The sequence below is a fragment of the Vibrio sp. VP6 genome (assembly GCF_028823755.1).
Taxonomy (GTDB): Bacteria; Pseudomonadota; Gammaproteobacteria; order Enterobacterales; family Vibrionaceae; genus Vibrio; species Vibrio parahaemolyticus.
Genome location: NZ_JAPEID010000014.1, coordinates 89351 through 112076 on the forward strand (window position 1 = coordinate 89351; position 22726 = coordinate 112076).

Consider the following 22726-nt stretch of genomic DNA (forward strand, 5'->3'; position numbering starts at 1 on the left):
AAGGTTTAAGCTTTCACAAGAGTCGCTGCGTTACGCATCGCTTCTTTTGTTGAACACTCAACAACGTTTGCTTTTGCAAAGCGGTGAGCGTCTTTTACTTGGATATCGTGAGCTAGAATAACCAGCTTCGCGTTTGCTACATCTAGGTCAGTGATGCGGTTCTGGATACCGTTTTGACCTTGAGTTTCTACTTTGATTTTTAGACCCGCTGCTGCACCTGCTTTCTCTAGTGCTTTCGCTGCCATGAATGTGTGTGCTACGCCTGATGGGCAACATGTTACTGCTACGATGTCGTACTCGCCTTCGCCTGCTGCTGGAGCCGCTTGAGCTTGCGTCGGTGCTGCTTCTACGATTTCGTCTTCTGCTTCTTCTTCAGCAACTGGTTTCCAGAAGCCAACGATAACTGCTGTTGTTAGTGAGCCTAGTGCGATACCTACAACGTACATTGGGATGTTGCTTGATACAGGTGCTGTGATTAGACCGCCCCATGGTGCGTGTAGTAGTACGTCTGTTAGGAAGCCGAACACACAGCCAACGATACCACCAGCAACGATTGAAGGAAGAACGCGTACTGGGTCGTTTGCTGCGAATGGGATAGCACCTTCAGAGATACCGATAGAACCCATGATTGCTGCTGCTTTACCTGCTTCTTGTTCTTGCTTAGTGAACTTCTTCTTGAATAGGAATGTTGCTAGTGCCATACCTAGAGGAGGCGTACAGATTGCGATACCAACACCGCCCATTAGCCATGGTTGAGTATCAACTTGAGTTTGAGCGAATAGCGTTGCTACTTTGTTGATCGGACCTCCCATATCGAATGCAGTCATACCACCAAGAATCGTACCTAGAACCACTTTAGAAGCGCCAGCCATAGAAGCTAGGAATTCGTTCATAGAAGCCATGAAGATCTTGATTGGCTCACCGATACCCCATAGAACGATACCTGCAGAGATAAGCGTACCAACAAGTGGGTAGATGAAGTAAGCGCCCAACGCAGTCATGTTAGCAGAAAGAGGGATCTTCTTAAGTTGGAATACCACACCACCAGCGATGAAGCCCGCTACGATACAACCAAGGAAGCCGCCGCCCATGTCAGCCATGATGCCAGAAGAGATCATCGCTGGAGCAAGTGCCGGTTTGTCTGCAATTGAGTAACCAATGAAGCCACCAAGAATAATTGGGAACAGCACCAGACCTTTAATACCGATATTAGAAATATCCGCCAATAAACCGTCCGCAGGAACCGCACCTTTACCTGATGCCATTACCGCCAGCGCCAGTAGTACACCACCCGCAACGATAAATGGAAGCATGTGAGAAGTACCGAATAAAAGGTGACCTTTCATGGTACTGAGTAGTTTTTTGAAATCGCTATTATTAGTAGCTTGAGCTGTGATTGTACTCATAATTTCACGCCTTATGAATTAATTAAAATATTTAGTATTTGGTTTTCGTCTTTTGCGTTATGAATATCTTCAATAAACTCTTCGCTAAATTTTCCGAATAATTCTTGAAGAACATAAATATGGTGGTCGGCACCGTTATCTGGTGAAGCAATCATGAAGAATACGGTCGGTTTGACTCCCTCTTCGTCGCCATACTCGATGCCTTCGCGCTTTGCGCCAACAGCGATTGCAGGCTCTGTGACCGCTTTGCTTTTTGCGTGTGGGTAGGCGATGCCGTCCATTGAAGTCACGCTTAATGTTTCACGTGCTTCGATGTCGGTTAAAAAAGCCTCTTTGCTGCTGATTCGATTATTTTCGAATAGCATTTGCGCTAGCTCTTCAAAGACTTCTTTTTTATTATTTGCTTGAAGATTGCCTTTAATTAAATTGACGTTTGTTAGTTCTGTAATCATTTTGTGACTCATTGGTACTGAAGTAATGAGTCAAATTTAATTAATGAAGTGGTTTTCGGAAATAGTAAAAAAAACACAATAACTATACTTTTGTATCACCCAAGCTTAAGTGTGATAGCCGTCATTAATAACGCGGAATATTATAAAATTTATTATGTGATTTATATTCCAGTTATTTGTGGTGGCCGCTGTAGTTACAATAATTAAATGTGAGTGAAGGGCTGGTGGATATTTATGCGGTGACGATTGAACCGACAAATCGGCTCAATCTTGAGGAAAATCGTATTCGAACAGTTCATTGATGATGGAAAGTAGCCACTTAAACATCGGGTTGCTACGGTTTCGATAATGCATGTAGAGCTCGATTTCCTGAGATTCTGACACCAGTGTTTCGACAATCGATTCTGCTAATGTCAGTTTTGAGAGTCGTGGGTGATGATTTTGTAGCAGATACATGGACGTGGGAAAGAGAACATCACTAGTGGCGGTAATTTCTAAAAGCGAGGCGATAGACTCAGATCGAAAGGCGACGTTGAATCCCAGTGTTTGAGATTGATCGAGTTGAATGATGCGAGGTTTTTTCTCGTTCCAATCTGGCACGATCGCACTGACGATAGGGAAAGAGGCAATGTCTTGCACCGTGACGATCTTCTTCGTCAGAGGGTGACCTTCTCTCGCAAAAATTTGGAAATGATCATTGGCTAAATATCGGCGAGAGATTTCTTTCGGAACGTTATTGAGGCTGTAGTTGATGCCAAGGTCAATGTCGCCATTCACCAGCCGGTTTAACGTTGTAGGCCCCCAGTTCTCGATGCTAAAAACCATGTTTGGAGCCAGTTTATTGAGCTTTAAGTAAAACTTCGCGGGCAAAGAGACGCCAAAAAAGTTGTTGATCGCAATTCGAATATGCGCAGCATGAGAGCCTGCATCAAAATCATCCAAACCTTCGAGAACGATGGATAACTCGTCAATAATTCGAGGTAAGTTGTCTGCCAGTAGTTGACCTTTTCGAGTCGGTTTTAAACCATGCCGAGTGCGAACAAAAAGCTCATCGTTAAAGTGCTGGCGCAGTCGAGATAACGCGCGGCTGACTGCTGGCTGAGTCATGTTCAGTCGTTTGGCAGCAAGCACGGTTTTCTGTTCTTCTGCGAGCACGATAAAAACCTTCAAGAGGTTAAGATCGAGCTGATGCAATAAACCTTTCGTTAATTTTCTGGATGGGGACATCGTTGATCACGTGGCTCAAATAGTGGTTTTTATACCAGCTAAACGTACCACACTTGTGGCCGTTTATTTATGCTCTATTTGGTATAGTTGACATAAACATAAGTCAATATCACCAAAGTGCTGTTGGAAGTAATGTGATTAGGAGACGTGTTGATTTCTTAAACAGGAGCACATTATGAACCTAAAAGCGGTACCCAAAGCGCTATTAGTGACCTTACTTGCGTCATCTTTACCACTTTCTTCCGTCGCTTATGCTGCGCCGAATGCCAATGAGTCCTCTCTTGTTCAACAGCAATGGGAAGGTAACTGGCCCACGCAAAACGAAGCGGAAAAACTCGTCCAAGAGTTGTATTACCAAAGAGCCATTAGTGCGTACTACCAAATGCAGCCTGCTATGAATGTGATTGGCATGCGTGATGGTTCGGAAAGTAAGTTTGGCAAGGGTTACAACGTGTTGCCAATTTGGAAAGACCGAATGGATTCGAGAACGTTAGTTCCGACACCAAATGCGGATGTTGTCTACTCTATGAACTATCTCGATCTGAAAGAAACAGGCCCGTTGGTTGTCGCTGCGCCGCCAAAAGTAATTGGCATGTTCACAGACTTTTTCCAACGAACGATCACTGATGTCGGTTTGATTGGCCCAGATCGTGCTCGCGGTGGCTTGTATTTGTTGCTCCCACCGAACTATGACGGACCTGTACCGAAAGGATATTTCACATTTACATCGAGCACCAACAACGTGTTCTTGTTCTTTAGAACCGTCATGAAGAAAGGCGAAAACGGCGCTGACCCATCAGATGCTGTCAAGATTGCAGAACAGACTCGTATTTATCCATTGTGGGATGAAGAGAAAAACATCCAACCGATGAAATTTCCAAACGCTTCTGGTCAACGCATCAACATGATGTATCCAACCGACTTCTCTTACTGGGAGAAAATGAAACAGTTTGTGGATGAAGAGCCAATTTCTGCCATCTCTCCAGAGCTACGAGGCGTACTTGCGTCGATTGGTATCGTAAAAGGTAAGCCGTTTAATCCCACCGTTGAAGAAAAACAACTGCTTGAGAAAGCGGTAAAAACCGCTCCTAAAATGATCACCGCGCAGCGCCTATTGGGCCGCAAAGACGAACGTAATCTTTACTACAAGGATCGTCAATATGAACGAGCTTGGGCTGGTGCGACGTCTGAATACATGCAGGAGTCATATTTGGATATTGACCAACGTGCCGCTTTCTTCCAGTATGCGTACTCTTCAGCGCCAGCGATGGTGATGCGTACGATGAATGCAGGCTCGAAGTATCCGTTCACTGTGCGAGATAGTAAGGGTGACATTCTAAATGGTAGCCATCAATACAAGCTTCATCTGCCTGCAAACCCACCAGCAAAACTCTTTTGGGCTGTGACACTGTACAACGTAGTGGATGGCACCATGCCAGAAACATCGCAGTTACTCCCTTCTAAAAATGGTTTTGACAACATAGAGAAAAACACAGACGGTTCAATCGATTTATATTTTGGACCTCAGCTTCCTAATGGCGCACCAGAGTCCAATTATATTAAAACCATTCCGGGCAGAGATTTCTTAACCGCAATTCGTTTGTACGGAACGGGTATTGAATTCTTTGACCAGACTTGGAAGCCTGACGACGTGTTAAAAATCAAATAGAAAGAATCAATATTTATAAATTTATTTGATGGTTTACAGAGGAGTAATTTAATTGCTCCTCTCGTTATTTTTTACAACCAAAAATGATGGCCATTATTTAGTCTATGTAACGATAATGATTAGGTCATAAAATGAAAATCTTCGCTATTTCTCCAGTTCGTGAATCCTGCCGTTACTAAATCGGATGATTCCGTACTACAAGGTATGCTGGAGCTACTTGTCGCTTACACTCAGCAGGCTACTTGTTCTTGTATTTATGCAGCAGGTCTAGAGGGATGTGACAGTAATCGTTTGGGAAACGAGTGAGTCTATCTTGATGCTCTTCGTCGCTTGGAACGTAGTTTTTTAGTGGTAAGACTTCAACCGCAATCTTATCGGCATCGTCTCTTGTTGCTATAAACGATTTGGCGATTTCAAGGTGCTTGGTATCACGGCTGTATACGCCGGTACGGTACTTTTCACCAACATCGTCCCCTTGCTTGTTGATGCTATATGGGTCGATGATTTCAAAGAAATAGCCCATTAAGGTTTCAACCGACACTTGGCTTGGATCAAACTCGGTGCGAACGCATTCTGCGTAGCCATCGTATTCAGATTGAGTGTTATCCGTCTTGCCATTTGCGCGTCCAGCTTCGGTGCTGATTACGCCCGGAAGGTGGCGCATAAATTCTTGTACGCCCCAAAGGCAGCCGCCTGCGAAGTAAATCTCTTCCATCATGTTATCCTGTAAAACTTTGCGCCATTATGAACAACACCGTCTTGCAAACACAACTCCTACCATAAAACAGGAACAAGGTTGCAGTGATTTGCTCTCTTTTTCATTCAAGTCGTCCTCGTTAGATTTGATGCCAATGCCAGCAATTATTGAATCACAAATACTTACGAAGAGAGCCAATATGAAAATAGAACATGTCGCAATTTGGACAGAGCGTTTGGAAGAGCTGAAAAGCTTTTATGAGAAATATTTTAACGCCGTATCCAACGATAAATACCACAATCCGAAGAAGCATTTTTCGTCTTACTTTCTTTCGTTTGAAAGTGGTGCTCGATTGGAGTTGATGTCGATGGAAGGAGTGACCGCCTGTGAAAACTCTCACTCGATGCAAGTAACAGGGTTGGCACACTTTGCCTTCGCATTAGGATCAGAGCAGGCCGTTGACAAAATAACCAAAACCTTGGTGGAAGATGGTTATCAAAGTATTGACGGGCCGAGATACACTGGCGATGGTTATTACGAAAGCTGCGTATTAGATCCAGATGGCAACCGTATTGAGCTTACCGTTTAACGCGACTTAGCTTATTGATCCTGTTCACAGGCTGCTTTCATATGAAAGTATTCGGGCGTATACTGCAAGCTCATCAATAAGGAGCGAGCCTGTGAATCCAAGACAAAATGAAATTCTGCAATTAGTGAATGACCGTAAACGCGTTCAAGTTACGGAGCTTTCTGACATCATCGGCGTGTCGGGCGTGACCATCAGGCAGGATTTGAATTTTCTTGAGCAACAGGGCTACTTAAAGCGTGTTCACGGCGCTGCTACCGCACTGCAAAGTGATGATATAGATACTCGCTTAGAAGTGCGTTTTGATATTAAACAAACACTTGCTAACAAAGCCGCGGATTTGGTCGCACCGAATGAGACGGTGCTGATTGAAGGGGGCAGTGCAAATGCGCTATTGGCTCGTACGTTAGCCGAGCGCGGCGATGTGACCATCATTACGCCATCGGCCTACATTGCGCATCTTATCCGCAATACATCAGCCAACATTATCTTGTTGGGTGGCGTGTATCAGCACCAAGGCGAAAGCCTCGTTGGCCCGCTCACCAAACTCTGTATTGAAAACATTCATTTCAGCACGGCTTTCTTAGGTATTGACGGATTTCACCAAGACACAGGTTTTACTAGCCGAGACATGATGCGTGCCGACATTGCAGAGGCCATTCTGGCAAAGAAAAGACGCAATATCGTACTGACGGATTCCAGCAAGTTTGGTCAGATTTATCCTTCGTCGATTGGCAAGACAAACGAAATCTCAGTGTTGTTAACTGACAAAGCCGCTCCGAAAAGCGACCTCGAACAGTTGAGAAAACTCGGCGTTGAAGTGGTGTTGGGTTAACAACACAATACCGATGACTCAGAGACTCTCTGACCACACTGCAAACTCGTTTCCGCTTGGCTCCGTGAAGTGGAAACGACATCCGCCCGGAAACTCGAAAATAGGGCGGATGATTTGTCCGCCAAACTTCGCTACTTTTTCTAACGTGGCGTGAATATCAGAGCTATAGAACACCAATAGTGCTGCGCCGTTTGAGGTTTGACTGACTTGTTCTGCCGAATAAAATCCGCCATCCAAACCTTGGCCAGAAAAGGCCGCGTAGTCAGGGCCGTAGTCGACAAATTGCCAACCAAAAACGTGCTCAAAAAACGCCTTAGTGGCACCGATATTGGGCGTACCAAATTCAACGTAGTTCAATTTTTCATGTTGATGCATGCGATATCCTTTCTGCTTGGTGATGTTTATTCAGTGTAATCACTCTCGCCGCGAGATTCTCATGCTTTTGGTTTGTTTTTTAATCTAAATAGATGAAAAACGAAAACTTTCATCGTTTATCCCTATCAAATCTATCGCCAATTCCCATTAAACAAATGGAATCTTTGAAGATATATTCTTCGTGGGCAGAAAAGAGCTTTTGAATATCCATTTACCATTCGTGGACTAAATGGTTAGCACGCATTGGAGAGCAACCATGCAGATGTCAAAAAGCTTTTTATTAATTACAGTTGGCTTAGCCAGCACATCTCTACAGGCGCAAACCCTGACAAGAGATAACGGTGCACCCGTCGGTGACAACCAAAATTCAATCACAGCAGGTGAAAACGGCAGCGTATTGCTGCAAGACGTTCACCTGATCCAAAAATTGCAACGTTTTGCCAGAGAGCGTATTCCTGAGCGAGTTGTACACGCACGTGGCACGGGTGCGCACGGTGAATTTGTTGCGTCTGGCGATTTTAGTGATTTAACGGTATCCGATCCTTTCACTGAAAAGGGAAAGGTGACTCCAGTTTTCGTTCGTTTTTCAACCGTTATTCACTCAAAAGGATCGCCAGAGACACTTCGCGATCCTCGTGGTTTCGCCACTAAATTTTATACTGAACAGGGCAACTGGGATCTGGTAGGGAACAACCTGCCTGTGTTCTTTATCCGCGATTCAATTAAGTTTCCGGATATGGTGCACTCTCTAAAACCATCTCCTGTTACCAACGTTCAGGATCCAAACCGATTCTTTGACTTTTTTAGCCATGAACCAAGTGCGACTCACATGCTGACTTGGGTGTACAGCAATCTTGGCACGCCAGCGAGCTATCGCACAATGGATGGCTTTGGCGTTCACGCTTACAAGTGGATCAACCAACAAGGTGATGTGAACTATGTGAAGTTCCAATGGAAGAGCCAACAAGGCATTAAGAGTCTTCGTCCTAATGAAGTGACGGAAATGCAGGGTAAAGACTTCAATCACCTTACGAATGATTTGTATGCCGAAATTGGTCGCGGAAACTACCCTAAGTGGGATCTGTACGTGAAGGTGTTATCGCCAGAAGCGTTAAGCAAGTTGGATTACAACGGCCTTGATGCAACCAAAGTGTGGTTGAATGTACCGGATCGCAAAGTGGGCACCATGACGCTTAATCGTCTGCCGGAAAACTTCTTTTTAGAAACCGAACAGTCGGCATTCGCACCTTCAAACCTGATCCCAGGTATTGAGCCATCGGAAGACCGTTTGTTGCAAGGCCGTTTGTTTGCTTACGCCGATACTCAGCTTTACCGCTTAGGCGCGAACTTGTTCCAGCTGCCAGTGAACCGTCCGTTATCGTCTGTTAGTAATCATAATCAAAATGGTTTGAGCAATAACGCGCAGCTGAGCAATGGGGACGTAAATTATGAACCAAGCCGTAAGCTTAACTTGGCTGAAGACAATCAGTTTAAAGCGGTAGAAACCAAGCTCGTCGGTACGGTTCAGCAAAAAGCGATCAGTAAACCACGAGATTTCTATCAAGCTGGCGTGTTGTACCGCAGCATGAATGAACAAGACAGAAGCGATCTGATTGCTAACCTAGCGGGCGACCTGAATAAGGTAATGGATAAAGACATCAAAGCGACGATGGTGAGCTATTTCTATCGTGCAGACAAAGAATACGGTTCGCGTCTTGCTGAAGCGACCGATACCAATCTCTCGCAAGTGAAAAACAAAGCGATGATGTAAGGCGTAAAGTTTTGGCCTGCGGGAGAAGTATCTGCTCTTTTCTGCCCGAAAATCAGGGCTCCCGTAGGCCATTTTCTGTCATTTTTAATGAGGATGGGTGAATGAAAAACGTATTCTTGCTCAGCTCTGTACTATTTTCTTTGGGTTTATCTTTTAGCTTGTTTGCCTCTCAAGACAAACTCGAAACTCAATATCAATCCTTAGTAGAGCTCTTTTTTGATGCTGCGCGCATTGGTAACAATGAAGTGGTTGAAACCTTTGTATCGCAAGGTTTCCCGATTGATCAACGCAACAATGAAAGTTACACCGCGCTAATGGTGGCGGCATATCAGGGTAATAAAGACACGGTACGGTTACTGCTCGACTCTGGAGCGAATGCCTGTTTACAAGACAAGCGTGGTAACACGGCCCTGATGGGGGCGCTGATTAAGCGCGAAATTAGTATAGCGAAAGATTTGTATCAAGCGGAATGTTCGCCCGATTTGCGCAATAAAGCCGGACTCGACTTAAAGACGTTTGCAGAGATTTATGGCCAGTCGGAAGTGTTGAAATCTCTTCAGAATAAATAGAGCAAAAACAGATCAAGAAAAGCCAAGCAAGCAAATGATGAGTAAGACGCGATCCCAAAATAAGCAAATAAAAAAGAAAAGCCAAGCAAGCAAATGATGAGTAAGACGCGATCCCAAAATAAGCAAATAAAAACGGCCCAGAAATCTGGGCCGTTTTTATACAAGGAAACCGGTTAATTACGCGAAGCGTTCAACAATAATTTCATCGGCATTTTTAACAAACTGTGCGCCTTTTTCTTTCATCTCTGCGATCACGCTGTCGACCGTATCTGGCAGAACGGCGCGAGTTGCAGCCAGATTCACAATCACCTTAAAGCCGAGATCTAACGCTTGCGTAACGGATTTCTTGACGCAGAAATCGAGCGCTAGTCCACCAACTACGACGGTATCTATTTTATTGCATTTCAGAAACTCATTTGCGCCCGTAGTTTTGGTGTCAGCCACGTCATGGAAGAAGATACCGTAAGGATGCGCGTCCGGATCCATCCCTTTATTGACTTGGAAATCGTAGTCAAGCACTGGAGGTAACCCATCCAGAAGCTCTACGCCTGTTGTGCCAAGCACACAGTGGCGATTCCATTTTACGTCGACATTTGGCAAGCCAACGGGCTCTAGCATGTTCGCAGGCGTTTCTGCATCCCAAGCGGCTTTTGGTGGGTGCAAGTCACGGCTTACTAGCTTCAAGCGACCTTTCGTATGGTTTTTTAGTAGCTCCGGCACGATGTCCAATGCGCCTGCTACAGGTAATTCATCTGGATAAAGCTCACTAAAGCCTTTCTCTGGATCAACGTCGATCACGGCTGTAGTTTGATAGTTAACTCGAACAGTCATGGCAGACTCCTTGTCTGTCTGATTGCTTGCGTTTAGCCACGCAAACAGTTTTGAAAAAAGGTCACTTCATCGCTTGTCAGCGTGTACACCATGGCTGGCTTACCGCCTTTGCCTTTGTTGGTGGACGCGACTTTGTTGGTCGGCTTCAACACACCTGAGTCGATCAAACGGCGTTTTATGGTCATGCGGCTGATGTCGATGCCAAATTCTTGATATGCAGAAATGATGTCAGCGACCAAAAATTCTTTATCGAGTGCGAACAGCAGCACTGATGTGTACTCAATCGAAGCACGCAGTTTCTGCCATGCTTTTTCGATGGTTTTTTGGTGGTCAAACGCTAGGGTTTCTTCTCCATTGAGGACCGCCTGTAATGGGAACCACTTGAGCTGACACTCGGGCACGCCAGCATTGTTGATTTGCTCGACGTTGTTGCGGTCAACCAATGCGTAGTGGGTGATGTTTAAGCTCCAATCTTCCGGATCGCGCTTAGGATCACCGTCGATAAACGCTTCGCTGAAGTGACGAGGATAGGTATGAATCTTCTCGCGGCAAATGCGTCGGCGCGCCGCTTCAAAGTTTTCATCTGCCGGACGTCCGCCTTCGCTGGTCAAGTCTTTATCAAAGACAAACCCGCCCGGTAATGCCCAGACACCATGGTAAGGCCGATTCGGATTTGAACGTTTAATCAGCAACACTTCCAATCCTTTATCGGCACAGCCAGATAGCCTGAATGGAATAATGTCGACAGTTACGATCATGGTTGGGTCCTAATATTGATTTGTAAGTAATCTAGCGCATAACAAGTGGTCAATCAATGGGTAAGTAACGAGTTGTTAGAAACATTGTCGACGCTGTTAACGAAATCGATTGAGCATAACAATGCCTATAAATCTGACTTGTTCACAATCAGTGCTGAATTTTTGAACGGAAAAACCATATAAAAAAGAGTGGTTAGTAACAAAAGTTGACAAACTAAAGATGGGTGTTTATTGTTTACGCAAATCAGTTAGTAACAAAAAGTTATATACCCACGGAAGGGCATGTAGAAGGGCTCCGAATGACGACCACACTATTTTCTTCTCGCATCATTCAAAGTGCATTGGACTTTGATGTGTACAAAGTAAACATGATGAGTGCCGTTGCCGCGCTTTATCCTGATGCGATGGTGTCATACAAATTTATCGTGCGTAGCGAAGAAGATCTGTCGGAATTGCTGCCAGATAAAGGCAGAAGTTCTTAAACTTCAAGATGTTCGCTTTACTGAAGATGAAATTGCGTACATGAAGCGCGTTGCGCCGTACCTAAAGCCCGAGTTTGTCGAAGCGTTACGTCACTTCCGTTTTAACCCGCAAAGCGATGTCTCTTTCCATAACAAAACCATGTCGGATGGCTCAAGCCAGTTACGCATTACAATCAATGGCTTGTGGAAGGAAACCATTCTGTACGAAACCATCATCATGAGCATTGTGTCGGAAGTTCGCAGCCGTCAACGTTGGTCAGATATCCCGTTCGAGCAGTTCCAAACCGTATTGGAAGACAAAGTTCGCTATTTGAAAGCCGAACTAGAACGTCGCAACATTACTAACTTCAAATTCGCAGATATGTCGACGCGTCGCCGTTTCTCTTTTCAAGCGCAGCGCACCATGTTGGAGTACTTAAGCAAGGAATTGCCACAATGCTTGACGGGAACCAGTAACTACCATTTGGCGAGAGAGTTAGATCTTACCCCAATTGGCACGGTTGCTCACGAGTGGTTTATGGGCCATCAAGCGTTAGTAAACGTGCGTGATTCGCAGAAAATTGCCCTGCAACGTTGGCAAAAAATGTTCAATGGCGCACTGGGTATCGCACTGACGGATACCATCGGAATCGATGCATTTCTCAAAGACTTCGATGAAGAGTTGAGTAATGCGTACGTTGGCGTTCGTCACGACAGCGGTTGCCCATTCACTTGGGGCGAAAAGATGATTGCGCACTATGAGTCGCTTGGCATCGACCCGATGACGAAGACACTAGTCTTTACGGATGGTTTGAACTTCGAGCAAGCGCTAGACATTTGTGAGCATTTCCAAGGCCGTGTGCAAGTGAGCTTCGGTATCGGTACGTCGCTGGCAAATGACATGGGCAATTACGTTAACGATCAAGGCGAGGCGTATCAGCCGCTTTCCATCGTGATTAAAATGGTGACCTGTAATGGCTCTCCAGTCGCTAAGATCAGTGATGAGCCAGAAAAGGCAATGTGTGAAGACATTTTCTTTTTGATGAATCTTAAACGTCGTTTTGAACAACCGCTTGATTTAAATGAATGTCGTAAGCTCATTGATCGCCTCGAAAGCGAAGGGCAGAACTACCTTATTGATGCGTAAACACCACGCTTTTTAGCTCCTTTCTTGATAATCACCCTCTATTGTTTCGATAAATTTATATCGGTAAACGAAGAGGGTGATTTCGTTATAGTAAGTCTTATATCAATCTTTGCTCCCTTGCGTTTTTTGCGTCGCTAGAGACTATGATTGATAGATACTCCCAACGTTGCGGCATTGTGGAAAGTGTTCTTTCGCAGAGCACTCACTTAGCCTGATCACATAGTTTATCTATGCGTTTATCTGCTTTTTCATGACTTTGGGCTTCACGTAATAGCTTGAATCAGGGTTCAAAAATGAATTTAGTTGTACATTTGCAAAAGAAAGCGATAAGAAAACACGGCTATGAGATGGCAACACGCCAAGCCTGGAAATGCGGTATTAAAGCGAACCTCGTGCGACGTGTCATTGGCTTGTTTAAAGGCCAAATCGTCTGTGTGGTAGAAGGGTGCCGCGCCGAGTTATCTTCAGTTGTTAACAATCAACTGCATGATGAAGAGAAGCAAGGCCGCTACGTATTTGTCGGCGGTGTGTGCTGGGAACCAAACAACATCATCGCCCCTGGTTTTCCGGATTTTATGTTCATGCATGTTCGCAATTTGAGTCATCGTCATAAGTACCTCACAGACGACGAGCTGTTTTTGAGTTTGGCGTAACTCAAATGTCTTTAGTGATGGTTTTGCCCAAGTGCAAACCATCACCTCCCACAGTGAATAGCGCAAAACAATAAACCTCAGTGATGTGAATTGGCCTCAATTAACCTCTTGCTGAGATTGTTCTGACGCTCTCTTTATAAAACGCCGTTTTTTTACTCCGTAATGACAGAGGCTTTGTTTTCGCCTGATGTGAATTTCTCTTCGCGATTTACTATACCGTTCATCAAAGCAAACCATACTGGGATGTAAATCATGAATATGAAATCTATCGCAATTGCAACGGCAGTTGTTGCTGTACTAGCTGGCTGTAAAGACAAAACGCCACCAGCGCCAACTCAAGCAAACATTACTTTGGTGGAAGCGGTCACTGAAACTGTGAAAAACCCTCACCAAGTATGTAAAGATGTGGTAGTGACTCAGCAAGTTGAGCCAACTGATGACAACAAAATCATCGGTACGGTAGGCGGCGCGGCAGCTGGTGCAGCACTAGGCAACCAAATTGGTGGTGGCTCTGGTAAAGTCATCGCAACCGCAGCAGGCACGATCGCAGGCGCATTGACGGGTCGTAAGATTCAAGAAAATGTGCAGAAGGGCGATGTAATTACGACCACGAAGAAGCAGTGTCACACCGAATACACGATTTCTGAGAAAGTGGTAGGTTACGACGTAACGTATGAAGTGGCTGGTGCACCAACCACAGTTCGTATGGCAAGCAAACCTGCGACGAAAACTTTCCCAATTCAAGATGGCAAAGTGGTTCTGCCACAATAATCTACGCTTGAATTGAGTGATAAAGACAAGCCCTTTGGTCTGATAGACGAAAGGGCTTTTTTGCATTCATCGTATAGTTTTTAGGTCTTACGAAACGATATGTACTTGCTGCTCGTGCTCCTTTTGAGCCTGAAGCTGAGCATGTTCTTTCTGCTTGCGACGCTCGCGTTTCGATAGCCAGATCAGTGGCACCACGATCATCACTGTACCGATGGCCATGAAAATATCTGGTATTTCACCAAACCAGATAAAGCCAACGACAACCGCACCAATCAAACCGCTGTATTCTGCACTCGCGATTTTGTTGCTATCGATAGAACGGTACGCCAGCACACAAGTTGCCGCATAGATCATAATGAACAAACTTGACCCTGCCGCGACAGGGAACGCGTCCCATTGCCAAGGCTGATCCTCTATGAGCACCAACAGCAACGCAACCGGAATACCGGCCAAGTTGGTCATCAGCAAGGTTTGCATCACTGATTGGTTTTTTGGCAACTTACGAATCAACAGATTGTTAATGGCTAACGTTAACGCGACCACAAACGCTGAGATTGCTGCCCAATCAATTTGATCCGGGCGAATAATCACTAAGACCCCTGCAAATCCCATTACCGCCGCAGCGACCGATTGTTTAGATAGCTGTTCACCGAAAAAAATCGCAGCGAGAGGGAGCATGATCAATGGCGCGGCATAAAAGATCGCGTTCGCAGTTGCGAGCGGCAAAGATGAGATCGCCATAACCATAAATACCGCGCCCAACAGCCACACGTGAGCACGAACCGCATGCCATTTAAATCCTTCCATAAAGTTTGTTTGTTTTGCTAACAAACAAACAGGAAGGAGGAACATAACCGCTGATATTTGTCGAAAAAAGACAAACTGAAACATCGGCACTTCATTCGCGACACTTTTGATCAAAGAGTCCGAAAGCACCGCAATAAGATTCCCGACAATTAATAGCAGCATTGCTGCCCCGACAGATGTGACTTTCACATTTTTCTCCTCATTCTTTGCCAAAGATTAGGTGATGTCATAGGATGAAGTGAAGTGATATTTATTAGTTCAAGTATGAGATTTTTAGATAATGAAATTGCCACCATTGCGAGCGGTTCACTGTTTTGAAGTTGTTGCGAGAAACCTGAGTTTCTCCCTTGCTTCCGAGGAGCTTAATGTGACGCAAAGTGCGGTGAGCCATCAGATTCGTTTACTTGAAGATTATTTGGGCGAATCGCTTTTTATTCGCCAAGGTCGCAAGCTTTCACTATCGGATACGGGCGCGCGGTATTTAGAAGACATCAGCCCGGCTATTAGCTCAATTGCGATGGCGAGCCAAAAGGTGCGAGAAGGGGATAAAGGCAGTATTCGGCTAGCGATTTACAGCTCGTTGGCGGTGAAGTGGTTGATCCCACGTTTGGCAGACTTTAAGCGCTTGTATCCTGAAATCGACCTCACACTCAATATGGTCGCGGGCGATCCAGAGCAAACGGACAGCGTGGGCGACTGCTTTATTACTGTGCAAAAACCGAAACGAAACTATATGGCGGTTAAGCTTTATGCTGAAACGCTGTACCCAGTTTGTAGCCATAAAATTTGGAAAGAAATCCAAGACCAATCTATCCCCGACGCACTGTGGCAATATCCCATTCTCTCGACAGATTCTATTTATCGTGAACGAGGGAAAGATTGGGCCGAATGGTGCAAAGCGGGTGGTTACACGTTACCAAATGATGTCGATGTTCAGCATTTTAGCCACATGCTCTTGGCGATCGAGGCTGCAAGGTACGATCAAGGCATCGCGTTTGCCAATGACTTCATGTTGAACGAGCGAGATAAAGCACAAGACTTGGTTTACATCCCATCTCATGGTTTAGAAACCGGCGACAGTTTTTATTTTGTGCACAAGAAGAACCGAGCAAAGCAGGCCGAGATCGTCAAACTGACCAACTGGTTAAAGCAGCAGTGTCTGTGATTAAGACTAAATATTCTTAATTAAGAAGGAAAATAGAAAAGTTGTGTCTAATTATTTCGTGTTTTATTGAGTTTTTATTCACTAACATCTCGCTCGGTTTAACGCCAAGCGAGATGGATAACGCGACATGCTTAAGGAAGGGCGATACACAAACTCAATAATAAAACAGGCAGTGAAATACAATGTTAAAGAAAACATGGCTAACAGTAGCCCTTCTAACAACTTGTTCTATGGCAAACGCCGCTCCTTACATTGGTGCATCGATCGGTAAAGCAACGTTTGATGATATCAGTGGTTCAATCAAATCAAATACCTACAACGCAAGCGAGAAACTTGAAGTTAAAGACAACGAAAGTCTGTCTGGCAAAGTTTTTGGTGGTTACACATTCAACGAGTATATCTCTCTTGAAGGTGCGATCGGTGGTTACGACGCTCTAGACGGCTCTGTCGTTACCGTTGGTGATATGAAGTTTTTGGCTATCCAACCTAAATTAACGCTGCCAATCGGTGACCGTTTCAATCTTTTCGCGAAAGCGGGTCTTTCTTACTTCAACGCGGAATTTAAAGTAAGCAATTCTGTGCTAACTGGTGACGAAGGCCACACGACGTTTTCTGAAACGACAGTAACCGGACTTTACGGCTTAGGTGCTGAGTTCGCGATCACAAAAAATCTAGCACTACAGGTTGAATGGGAATACATGAAACCTGAGTTAGACGTAGCGAAACTCGGCAGTGAAAAAGTCACCGTTGAAGCAGAAATCAGCGCGTTCTCTGTTGGTATGAGCTACCGTTTCTAAGCATTTTTATTCAAGTTCTTTGGGCTTAACTCAAGCGGTGTGCTGTTGTTTGTTCAGTTAAGCCCTCAGTTTGAATTCATATAGATATGACACAGGAAGTTTGGTCACTAAGCTTCCTGTGTTATTTTTGGTTTTTAGAAAAACGCTCAGGAAGCACTGTGAACGATGTAAATCTTAGATATTTAGATTTTCTGCTCAAACATTTTGAACCGCATAAGCATCATTTAGTGACGCTTAGCGAACTCGAATCTGTGATTTGCACGTCCAGACGTAACGTTTCCATTGTGATGAAAAAGCTGGCCGCTTACGGTTGGGTGGATTGGCAACCGGCGATTGGGCGAAGCAACCCAAGCCGTTTGAGTATCACCATTACTTTGCAACAAGCGATGACCGAGTTTTTGGTGGAAGAGCTTGCTAGGGGCAGAATGAATTCGATAACAAAGCTTATCGATTGGTTCGGTCAAACGGCGGTTCGTTCGCTTACGATTGCATCGGAAAAAGTGAACGAGCTGAATGAGTCTAAAAACGCCATTCTTATTTCTTCTTATCCGTGGGTTTCAAATATCGATCCCGCAGAAACCTTCCGTCATACCGAATTACACGTAGTCAAAAGTGTTTATGATGGGCTGCTAACACAAAACTCCAATGGTGGCATTGAGCCCGCTTTAGCGCATGAATGGAAAATGGAAGAAAACGTCATGACGTTATGGTTAAGGCCGGGCATTTTTCGTCATGATGGTGAGCTTCTGGGTATAGACGACGTGGTTTGGAGTTTAGAAAGACTCAAGCAAATTAAAGGGCCGGTTTATGAGCTTTGGCAATGCATTGAAACCGTTACAGCCGAAACACCGAACTGCTTGAAGATAGTGCTCAAACGCGCAAACCAATTCTTTCCATACATGTTAGCCACGCCACATGCCTCAATATTGTGTCGAGACACGGCCTCTTTTGGCTCGGGTTATTCATATCATATCGGTACTGGGCCATTTCGAATCAGCAGCTGGAACAAAGAGAGCATCACGCTGCAAGCGCACAAAGAGTATTTTTCTGCACGCGCGCTTTTGGATCAAATTACGCTTTCTCACGGCGATGTTCAAAACTTGAATATGCTGAGTTTCAATCAAGTCTCGGATCATGTTGAGATTGAAAAAATCAGCGCACTTTCCTATCTCACCTATCGTGAGAGGCGAGATTCGCAACTGACGAAACAAGAGTGGCGCCAGCTTGCCAACTATATTAATCAGCAAAAGCGGCACCATGAGCCACAAAGTGCCGTCGACAGTATTCAGTTATCGCCTCTTGAGCCTGGTTGTAGCGATGAGACAGCGCCAACGCTACAAGGCAAAGTTGTGCTTGCTGAACCTATATGGACTATCCCGAACCTGATGCGACATTCTAAATGGTTGCATGAGGTTATTCGTAGCACGGGGCTAGAGTTAGAGGTCATCAAAGTGGAAGACATTAGTTTTCCCGAGTCAGTTTCACACTTGGCGGATTTATTGTTCATTGAAGAGGTCATGGAAGCGCCATTTGAATATGGGGTCTTCGAATGGCTATCGGTGGCGACTGGCTTACGTTTTAGTTTCGAACAAAACCAGATGGAGCGTCACCGCGAGCAGCTTCAAGAAGCCATTGCCTATGAACAACCGATTTCTCGTTTGCTGGGTATTGAAGAGGCGTTGCGCGCGCAATATGTCTATTTGCCTTTGTTCATCGGCTACGAAGAAGTGACAAAAACTCAACAAGTTCGGGGCGTGCAAGTTAAGAATACGGGCTACAGCGACTTACACCGACTTTGGATTGCTCACAGTAGTTAGCCTGTTTGATGCCAATCGCATCATCATATTCTAGAAAGCAAAAAAGCCATCAGTACGATGGCTTTTTTAGACTTCAAATTAAAATCTGAGTTAGAAGTTGTAAGACACGCTTGCGCCAACAACCCATTGGTTTGCGCTATCTACAACAGATGAATCACTGATACCACTGCCTAGGCGAGTGTATTGAGTTGTTTGGTTGATTTGCCAGTTGTCATTAATTGGCATAACCAGCTTGTAGCCCAGACCGTAGCTTACAGTTGCATCACCTTTGTATGCTTTGCGGTTTGCCGTCGCTTCACGATCTTTGATGCCAAAGTAGTAATCTACGTAGTCTTCACTTTGATAAGTTAGGTTAGCAAAAGGAACAAAATCAACACTACCGAAGTTCATGATGTGGAAGTACGTCGCGCCCGCTAAGTAACCTTTGTATGCGCCGCTGATGTCGTGTTGTAGGTATGTCGAGATGACGTTGTGCTCATCTAGAGTGAAATCGGTATTTAGACCTAAATCAACCGCTAAACGACGTTTTTGTGTGCCTTTCAAGCTCTTTGCTACATCGCCATCACGAATAATGCCGCTGCCTACCACGTATGCGCTCATGTTGAACAGATCGTTGGTTTCACCCAAGAAGCGGTAGTTGATGCCGCCCAAATCTGCGTTGAAGTCTTCACCGTGGTAACCACCGTTTAGAATTGGTGCAGTATTGTGTTTTTGATCTTTAAATAGGTCACTACCTTGAGCTACGCCCACTTCCGCAACCCAACCACCTTGGTTGTTGTAGATGTTGCCGTTACGGATGTATGTGTCACCTGCCGTTGCGGTGCCAGCTGCTGCCAAAGTTAGTAGTGCGATAAGTGTCTTGTTCATTTGTATTTCCTGTACCGTTTATTTTATTTTGAACAGTGTACAAAATGGTGTTGTAAGCCTCTATCAGCAAAGCGTATGGAAATGTATGGCTTTCGGTGATTTCGCTTTTTGCGTAATGACAAAACAGTATGGTTGGGGGAAGGGAAGATTAGGGAAGACAAAAAAACCGAGCTTGGGGAGGCTCGGTTTTCAACATCTATCAGGTCAGAGTGACGATTATTGTTGCTTTGTTAGGTTGTAAAACGAAGCTAATTCGCCAGTTGCTTTCTCACCGTTCATGTCTAGCATCATAAGCATGTTCTCGCCTACGAAGTATTGGTTTGGTGCGTCTTCGTCGGTCAGCGTTACGATGCTGCCGTTTTCATCCCATGTGAAGTGGCCTTCTGATTTGAACTTGCCATCTTCTTTGTCTTGGTAGTTTTGCTCAAGCACGTAGCTGCCATCTTGATTTAGCGTCAGAGTTACGTCGATGCCTGCGCAATCAGCACATGGTAGTGTGCCTTTGTAGACACCATTCCAATCTAGCGCGTTTTTCGCGTTGTGCTCTGAGTCTACAAACGTTTCTGTGGTGATCACTTGTTCTTCTTCCACTGGTACTGCATCGACAGGCAATTCAGTGTCAGTGACTTCCATTTCTACTGCTTGAGGAGCTTCAACTGCACTTGTTTCTACTGGTTTCTCGTCTTGACAGCCTGCAAGAATAATTACCGCACCAGTTAACGCCAACATTGTCTTTTTCATTTTATCCCTCTTTAAATCAAGATTTTGTATGCCGTTAATATTAGCCCTGTTTCCGACGTTTACGTCATAACAAAGCAATAGAATGATCTATCTGTGTCAATAAAACCGGTGTTTTTGGCGCTATCCAAGCGTCGCACCATGACTTGGAGACAAAGTAGTCAGAATCATCAAACGCATGTAAATGCTTGAATTGTAGGACTGAGTATTGAGCTGGCTTTAAGCAAGTGGCAATTGAAGATGCGTTGTGGTGTGAAAACAGCCAGCATCTTATTAAATACGATTTTTGCAAACTTAGATTATTAGCATATGCCAAAAATGTTATTGGCATATGCCATAATTTGGGCGTAACGTAGCACAGTGTTTGAGAGGGACGATAATGGCAAGACCAAAAATAGAAAGAAGAATATGCGGCCGTGCAGCGCACCATTGTTTCAAGCCCAATGGCGTGCCATTCCATCAGTTGGAGCAAGTCGCCATATTGCCAGAAGAACTTGAAGCACTGCGCTTGGCTGATTTAGAGGGACTCAGCCAACAACAAGCCGCAGATCAAATGGGCATATCTAGACAAACTTTTGGCAACACAGTAAAAAGTGCGCGGTTCAAGGTCGCAAAAAGTTTAGTTGAAGGTCATGCATTAGTTTTTCCGAATGAGGAGTCAAACTTATGATTTATGCTATTCCTAATGATGGTGAGCGGGTGGCAAACCATTTTGTCAAAGCGCCTTACATCGCTATTTATTCTGATACTGACGGAATGCTTAAAAACCTAGCAAACATCGCTGCAATGCCCCAAGCTGGCTGCAAAGCGAAGTCCCAGCTTATCCAATCTTTACAAGACTACAATGTAGAAGCTGTGCTGGTGCGCAACATCGGCGAGCGCGCATTAGAAAAGCTTTTGCACAGTGGCAAACAAGTGTTCAGACTTTCAACGCGCAGCTCATTGGAAGATGTACTTGCCGTTCCGAGAGAGCCACTGACAGACGCATCGCAAGGTCGTCCATCAACCAATCATCAGAAAAAAGGTGGATGCGGATCATGTGGCTGCGGCGGTAAAAAATCCAAACCCTCGTTGCTAGCACGCCCAAAACAGGCTGCTGCATTATTCGCCGCAAAATCGAGCCCAGCTATACTTAGCGTAAAGGCGTCGATTAAAAAGGCAGGTTAGTATGGTTTGGTTGTTTACCTTTCTTGGTTTTCTCGCGATTATTTTGTTGATGTCGCTTGGGGTTATCTTTCATAACAAGCGTATTAAAGGAAGTTGCGGCGGTTTAAACAACGTCGGTGTCGACAAAGTATGCAACTGCGAAACCACATGTGCAGAGCCTGAGCGTCACTTGTATCAAATCTCAGAGCCTAACTCATCACCTGAGCGTTAAGGTTTTTGGCCCATTGCGGCAAGGTTTGTCGAAACCAGTCCAAATATTTGCTGGTCTGCGGATTTTTTCTGGAGACCAGTATGTTGACTACCTCGACGACGATCCACGCTTTTGCTATTCCGATATCGCGCGCTAATTCTGTTGTTTCACCTTTCTCGGCGCACTTTACATACTTGCCTGCCACCTTCAAGTAATCATCAAATGTGCCCATGCCTTCGATGAGCGGTGCTAAATCTATCGCGACATGCCCTGTAGAAAAGCGTTCCCAGTCGAACAGTACTAGCTCGCCATTTTCGCGCTGTCCCCAGTTTCCAGCATTCGAGTCTCCGGAGATCAAGTTGTGCCCATCGAAAAGGTGCGCCGATCGTTGTTGGAGGTTGTGGAAGAACTGTTCTGTCTCTGAGCCCAGTTCAAGTGTAGTGAGTGCTTGTTGGGTCGCTTGTGGTGTCCACTGATGGCGGTGATAAACACCATCTGATGTTGGTGGAAGTTGGTGCAGTTTGACGAGTTGTTCAATGACTCGACCATCTTCAAGTAAGAATGCTTGCTCGACTGCGTGGGGAACGTATTCAATGTGCAGAACGTTTTTCTGGTCGTCGAATTGAATCAAGCGCGGTACGTGTATTCCAAGTGCGTTAAACTGTTCGGCATAGCGTTGATAAAACGCCACTTCTATTTGAGTAGGGTTACGTTTTTCTATTACTTGGACGCCATCTTTTTCGATGAGAAAAACTTTGGCACTGCCCATTTGGTTGAGTTCTTGCTGCGACACCGGACTTCCTGTCTTCATGTAGAGAGAGCTCACCTTAATCGCTGCACTCACGTTTGCCAATAGCCACGACAAAGTGCCTCAAAAATATTAAATGCAACTGTTTAAATATGATTTTGCTGTGAGTGTCTAAATTTTACACAGTCTCGCCTGTACTCCGTTAAATTCGTTCTACGCTTA

24 protein-coding genes and 1 pseudogene are annotated in these 22726 nt (G+C 45.0%); 14 read left to right on the top strand and 11 right to left on the bottom strand.

Annotation, left to right across the window (positions count from 1 at the left end):
- Window positions 1-5: 5 nt before the first annotated feature.
- From OU793_RS11345 to OU793_RS11355, 3 genes are all read right to left on the bottom strand, one after another.
- Window positions 6-1406 (bottom strand): fructose-specific PTS transporter subunit EIIC, encoded by a 1401-nt coding sequence (locus tag OU793_RS11345; RefSeq protein ID WP_025553353.1) that lies wholly within the window; start codon window positions 1404-1406, stop codon window positions 6-8.
- Window positions 1407-1417: 11 nt separating this feature from the next.
- Entirely contained in the window at window positions 1418-1858 is a 441-nt protein-coding gene (locus OU793_RS11350) for a PTS sugar transporter subunit IIA (protein ID WP_159404284.1), read from the bottom strand.
- A 264-nt stretch (window positions 1859-2122) separates the two neighbouring features.
- Entirely contained in the window at window positions 2123-3085 is a 963-nt protein-coding gene (locus OU793_RS11355) for a LysR family transcriptional regulator (RefSeq protein WP_069521108.1), read from the bottom strand.
- 175 nt (window positions 3086-3260) lie between these two features.
- On the opposite strand from OU793_RS11355, the gene OU793_RS11360 reads away from it, so the two are divergent.
- Window positions 3261-4754: a DUF1254 domain-containing protein gene (locus tag OU793_RS11360; protein ID WP_015312889.1), complete on the top strand. Its 1494-nt coding sequence runs from the start codon at window positions 3261-3263 to the stop codon at window positions 4752-4754.
- Window positions 4755-4992: 238 nt separating this feature from the next.
- On the opposite strand, the gene OU793_RS11365 is transcribed toward OU793_RS11360, so the two are convergent.
- On the bottom strand, window positions 4993-5469 hold the full coding sequence (locus OU793_RS11365) for a peptide-methionine (S)-S-oxide reductase (RefSeq protein WP_015312890.1): 477 nt from the start codon (window positions 5467-5469) through the stop codon (window positions 4993-4995).
- Window positions 5470-5650: 181 nt separating this feature from the next.
- Here OU793_RS11365 and OU793_RS11370 point away from each other — a divergent pair, with 181 nt between their 5' ends.
- Window positions 5651-6040: a VOC family protein gene (locus tag OU793_RS11370; protein WP_159404285.1), complete on the top strand. Its 390-nt coding sequence runs from the start codon at window positions 5651-5653 to the stop codon at window positions 6038-6040.
- A gap of 91 nt (window positions 6041-6131) precedes the next feature.
- Window positions 6132-6872, top strand: coding sequence for a DNA-binding transcriptional regulator YciT (locus tag OU793_RS11375; protein ID WP_025499242.1), 741 nt, complete (start codon window positions 6132-6134; stop codon window positions 6870-6872).
- 18 nt (window positions 6873-6890) lie between these two features.
- On the opposite strand, the gene OU793_RS11380 is transcribed toward OU793_RS11375, so the two are convergent.
- On the bottom strand, window positions 6891-7247 hold the full coding sequence (locus OU793_RS11380) for a VOC family protein (protein ID WP_020834926.1): 357 nt from the start codon (window positions 7245-7247) through the stop codon (window positions 6891-6893).
- Between the two features lie 256 nt (window positions 7248-7503).
- Here OU793_RS11380 and OU793_RS11385 point away from each other — a divergent pair, with 256 nt between their 5' ends.
- A complete protein-coding gene (locus OU793_RS11385) occupies window positions 7504-9018 on the top strand; it encodes a catalase (protein WP_180793899.1) in 1515 nt (504 codons plus the stop codon).
- 101 nt (window positions 9019-9119) lie between these two features.
- Complete coding sequence (locus tag OU793_RS11390; protein WP_005490844.1) at window positions 9120-9587, top strand: ankyrin repeat domain-containing protein; 468 nt, start codon at window positions 9120-9122, stop codon at window positions 9585-9587.
- A gap of 177 nt (window positions 9588-9764) precedes the next feature.
- On the opposite strand, the gene OU793_RS11395 is transcribed toward OU793_RS11390, so the two are convergent.
- Both OU793_RS11395 and OU793_RS11400 read right to left on the bottom strand, forming a co-directional pair.
- A complete protein-coding gene (locus OU793_RS11395; protein ID WP_140103588.1) occupies window positions 9765-10418 on the bottom strand; it encodes a nicotinamidase in 654 nt (217 codons plus the stop codon).
- Between the two features lie 32 nt (window positions 10419-10450).
- Window positions 10451-11176: an NUDIX domain-containing protein gene (locus OU793_RS11400; RefSeq protein ID WP_140103589.1), complete on the bottom strand. Its 726-nt coding sequence runs from the start codon at window positions 11174-11176 to the stop codon at window positions 10451-10453.
- A 299-nt stretch (window positions 11177-11475) separates the two neighbouring features.
- On the opposite strand from OU793_RS11400, the pseudogene pncB reads away from it, so the two are divergent.
- From pncB to OU793_RS11415, 3 genes and pseudogenes are all read left to right on the top strand, one after another.
- A pseudogene (pncB, locus tag OU793_RS11405) lies at window positions 11476-12784 on the top strand (nicotinate phosphoribosyltransferase).
- Window positions 12785-13077: 293 nt separating this feature from the next.
- Window positions 13078-13437, top strand: coding sequence for a hypothetical protein (locus OU793_RS11410; RefSeq protein WP_005479882.1), 360 nt, complete (start codon window positions 13078-13080; stop codon window positions 13435-13437).
- Between the two features lie 252 nt (window positions 13438-13689).
- Complete coding sequence (locus OU793_RS11415; protein ID WP_140103590.1) at window positions 13690-14208, top strand: glycine zipper 2TM domain-containing protein; 519 nt, start codon at window positions 13690-13692, stop codon at window positions 14206-14208.
- Between the two features lie 87 nt (window positions 14209-14295).
- Here OU793_RS11415 and OU793_RS11420 read toward each other — a convergent pair whose 3' ends face one another.
- The gene (locus OU793_RS11420; protein WP_025593152.1) at window positions 14296-15204 is read right to left on the bottom strand and encodes a DMT family transporter; all 909 of its coding nucleotides are present in this window, start codon (window positions 15202-15204) and stop codon (window positions 14296-14298) included.
- Window positions 15205-15295: 91 nt separating this feature from the next.
- Between OU793_RS11420 and OU793_RS11425 the strand changes: the two genes are divergently transcribed.
- From OU793_RS11425 to OU793_RS11435, 3 genes are all read left to right on the top strand, one after another.
- On the top strand, window positions 15296-16180 hold the full coding sequence (locus tag OU793_RS11425; protein ID WP_025577649.1) for a LysR family transcriptional regulator: 885 nt from the start codon (window positions 15296-15298) through the stop codon (window positions 16178-16180).
- A gap of 182 nt (window positions 16181-16362) precedes the next feature.
- A complete protein-coding gene (locus OU793_RS11430) occupies window positions 16363-16977 on the top strand; it encodes an outer membrane beta-barrel protein (protein ID WP_029831743.1) in 615 nt (204 codons plus the stop codon).
- Window positions 16978-17135: 158 nt separating this feature from the next.
- Window positions 17136-18794 carry an ABC transporter substrate-binding protein gene (locus tag OU793_RS11435; RefSeq protein ID WP_193237402.1) on the top strand — a complete coding sequence of 553 codons (1659 nt, stop codon included), beginning with the start codon at window positions 17136-17138 and terminating at the stop codon, window positions 18792-18794.
- Between the two features lie 90 nt (window positions 18795-18884).
- On the opposite strand, the gene ompV is transcribed toward OU793_RS11435, so the two are convergent.
- Window positions 18885-19661, bottom strand: coding sequence for an outer membrane protein OmpV (ompV, locus tag OU793_RS11440; RefSeq protein ID WP_159404287.1), 777 nt, complete (start codon window positions 19659-19661; stop codon window positions 18885-18887).
- Window positions 19662-19877: 216 nt separating this feature from the next.
- A complete protein-coding gene (locus tag OU793_RS11445; protein ID WP_020834930.1) occupies window positions 19878-20402 on the bottom strand; it encodes a copper resistance protein NlpE in 525 nt (174 codons plus the stop codon).
- Window positions 20403-20778: 376 nt separating this feature from the next.
- Between OU793_RS11445 and OU793_RS11450 the strand changes: the two genes are divergently transcribed.
- The 3 genes from OU793_RS11450 to nqrM are packed head-to-tail and all read left to right on the top strand — an operon-like array spanning window position 20779 to window position 21777.
- A complete protein-coding gene (locus tag OU793_RS11450) occupies window positions 20779-21069 on the top strand; it encodes a DUF134 domain-containing protein (protein WP_005464150.1) in 291 nt (96 codons plus the stop codon).
- A complete protein-coding gene (locus OU793_RS11455) occupies window positions 21066-21566 on the top strand; it encodes a NifB/NifX family molybdenum-iron cluster-binding protein (protein ID WP_020841802.1) in 501 nt (166 codons plus the stop codon). The genes OU793_RS11450 and OU793_RS11455 overlap by 4 nt, the downstream gene beginning before the upstream one ends.
- 1 nt (window position 21567) lies before the next feature.
- The gene (gene nqrM / locus OU793_RS11460; RefSeq protein ID WP_029824064.1) at window positions 21568-21777 is read left to right on the top strand and encodes a (Na+)-NQR maturation NqrM; all 210 of its coding nucleotides are present in this window, start codon (window positions 21568-21570) and stop codon (window positions 21775-21777) included.
- Here nqrM and OU793_RS11465 read toward each other — a convergent pair.
- Complete coding sequence (locus OU793_RS11465) at window positions 21755-22567, bottom strand: aminoglycoside phosphotransferase family protein (RefSeq protein ID WP_162400236.1); 813 nt, start codon at window positions 22565-22567, stop codon at window positions 21755-21757. The genes nqrM and OU793_RS11465 overlap by 23 nt on opposite strands.
- Window positions 22568-22726 lie beyond the last annotated feature (159 nt).

Bases quoted from the DNA above. Each gene is read 5' to 3' on its own strand.
- OU793_RS11360 (WP_015312889.1), top strand. From the start codon at position 3,261: ATGAACCTAAAAGCGGTACCCAAAGCGCTATTAGTGACCTTACTTGCG.
- OU793_RS11365 (WP_015312890.1), bottom strand. From the start codon at position 5,469: ATGGAAGAGATTTACTTCGCAGGCGGCTGCCTTTGGGGCGTACAAGAA.
- OU793_RS11390 (WP_005490844.1), top strand. From the start codon at position 9,120: ATGAAAAACGTATTCTTGCTCAGCTCTGTACTATTTTCTTTGGGTTTA.
- OU793_RS11450 (WP_005464150.1), top strand. From the start codon at position 20,779: ATGGCAAGACCAAAAATAGAAAGAAGAATATGCGGCCGTGCAGCGCAC.
- ompV (WP_159404287.1), bottom strand. From the start codon at position 19,661: ATGAACAAGACACTTATCGCACTACTAACTTTGGCAGCAGCTGGCACC.
- OU793_RS11425 (WP_025577649.1), top strand. From the start codon at position 15,296: ATGAAATTGCCACCATTGCGAGCGGTTCACTGTTTTGAAGTTGTTGCG.
- OU793_RS11385 (WP_180793899.1), top strand. From the start codon at position 7,504: ATGCAGATGTCAAAAAGCTTTTTATTAATTACAGTTGGCTTAGCCAGC.
- OU793_RS11410 (WP_005479882.1), top strand. From the start codon at position 13,078: ATGAATTTAGTTGTACATTTGCAAAAGAAAGCGATAAGAAAACACGGC.
- OU793_RS11430 (WP_029831743.1), top strand. From the start codon at position 16,363: ATGTTAAAGAAAACATGGCTAACAGTAGCCCTTCTAACAACTTGTTCT.
- OU793_RS11395 (WP_140103588.1), bottom strand. From the start codon at position 10,418: ATGACTGTTCGAGTTAACTATCAAACTACAGCCGTGATCGACGTTGAT.
- OU793_RS11370 (WP_159404285.1), top strand. From the start codon at position 5,651: ATGAAAATAGAACATGTCGCAATTTGGACAGAGCGTTTGGAAGAGCTG.
- OU793_RS11380 (WP_020834926.1), bottom strand. From the start codon at position 7,247: ATGCATCAACATGAAAAATTGAACTACGTTGAATTTGGTACGCCCAAT.
- OU793_RS11465 (WP_162400236.1), bottom strand. From the start codon at position 22,567: ATGAAGACAGGAAGTCCGGTGTCGCAGCAAGAACTCAACCAAATGGGC.
- OU793_RS11455 (WP_020841802.1), top strand. From the start codon at position 21,066: ATGATTTATGCTATTCCTAATGATGGTGAGCGGGTGGCAAACCATTTT.
- OU793_RS11345 (WP_025553353.1), bottom strand. From the start codon at position 1,406: ATGAGTACAATCACAGCTCAAGCTACTAATAATAGCGATTTCAAAAAA.
- OU793_RS11445 (WP_020834930.1), bottom strand. From the start codon at position 20,402: ATGAAAAAGACAATGTTGGCGTTAACTGGTGCGGTAATTATTCTTGCA.
- nqrM (WP_029824064.1), top strand. From the start codon at position 21,568: ATGGTTTGGTTGTTTACCTTTCTTGGTTTTCTCGCGATTATTTTGTTG.
- OU793_RS11350 (WP_159404284.1), bottom strand. From the start codon at position 1,858: ATGATTACAGAACTAACAAACGTCAATTTAATTAAAGGCAATCTTCAA.
- OU793_RS11400 (WP_140103589.1), bottom strand. From the start codon at position 11,176: ATGATCGTAACTGTCGACATTATTCCATTCAGGCTATCTGGCTGTGCC.
- OU793_RS11415 (WP_140103590.1), top strand. From the start codon at position 13,690: ATGAATATGAAATCTATCGCAATTGCAACGGCAGTTGTTGCTGTACTA.
- OU793_RS11355 (WP_069521108.1), bottom strand. From the start codon at position 3,085: ATGTCCCCATCCAGAAAATTAACGAAAGGTTTATTGCATCAGCTCGAT.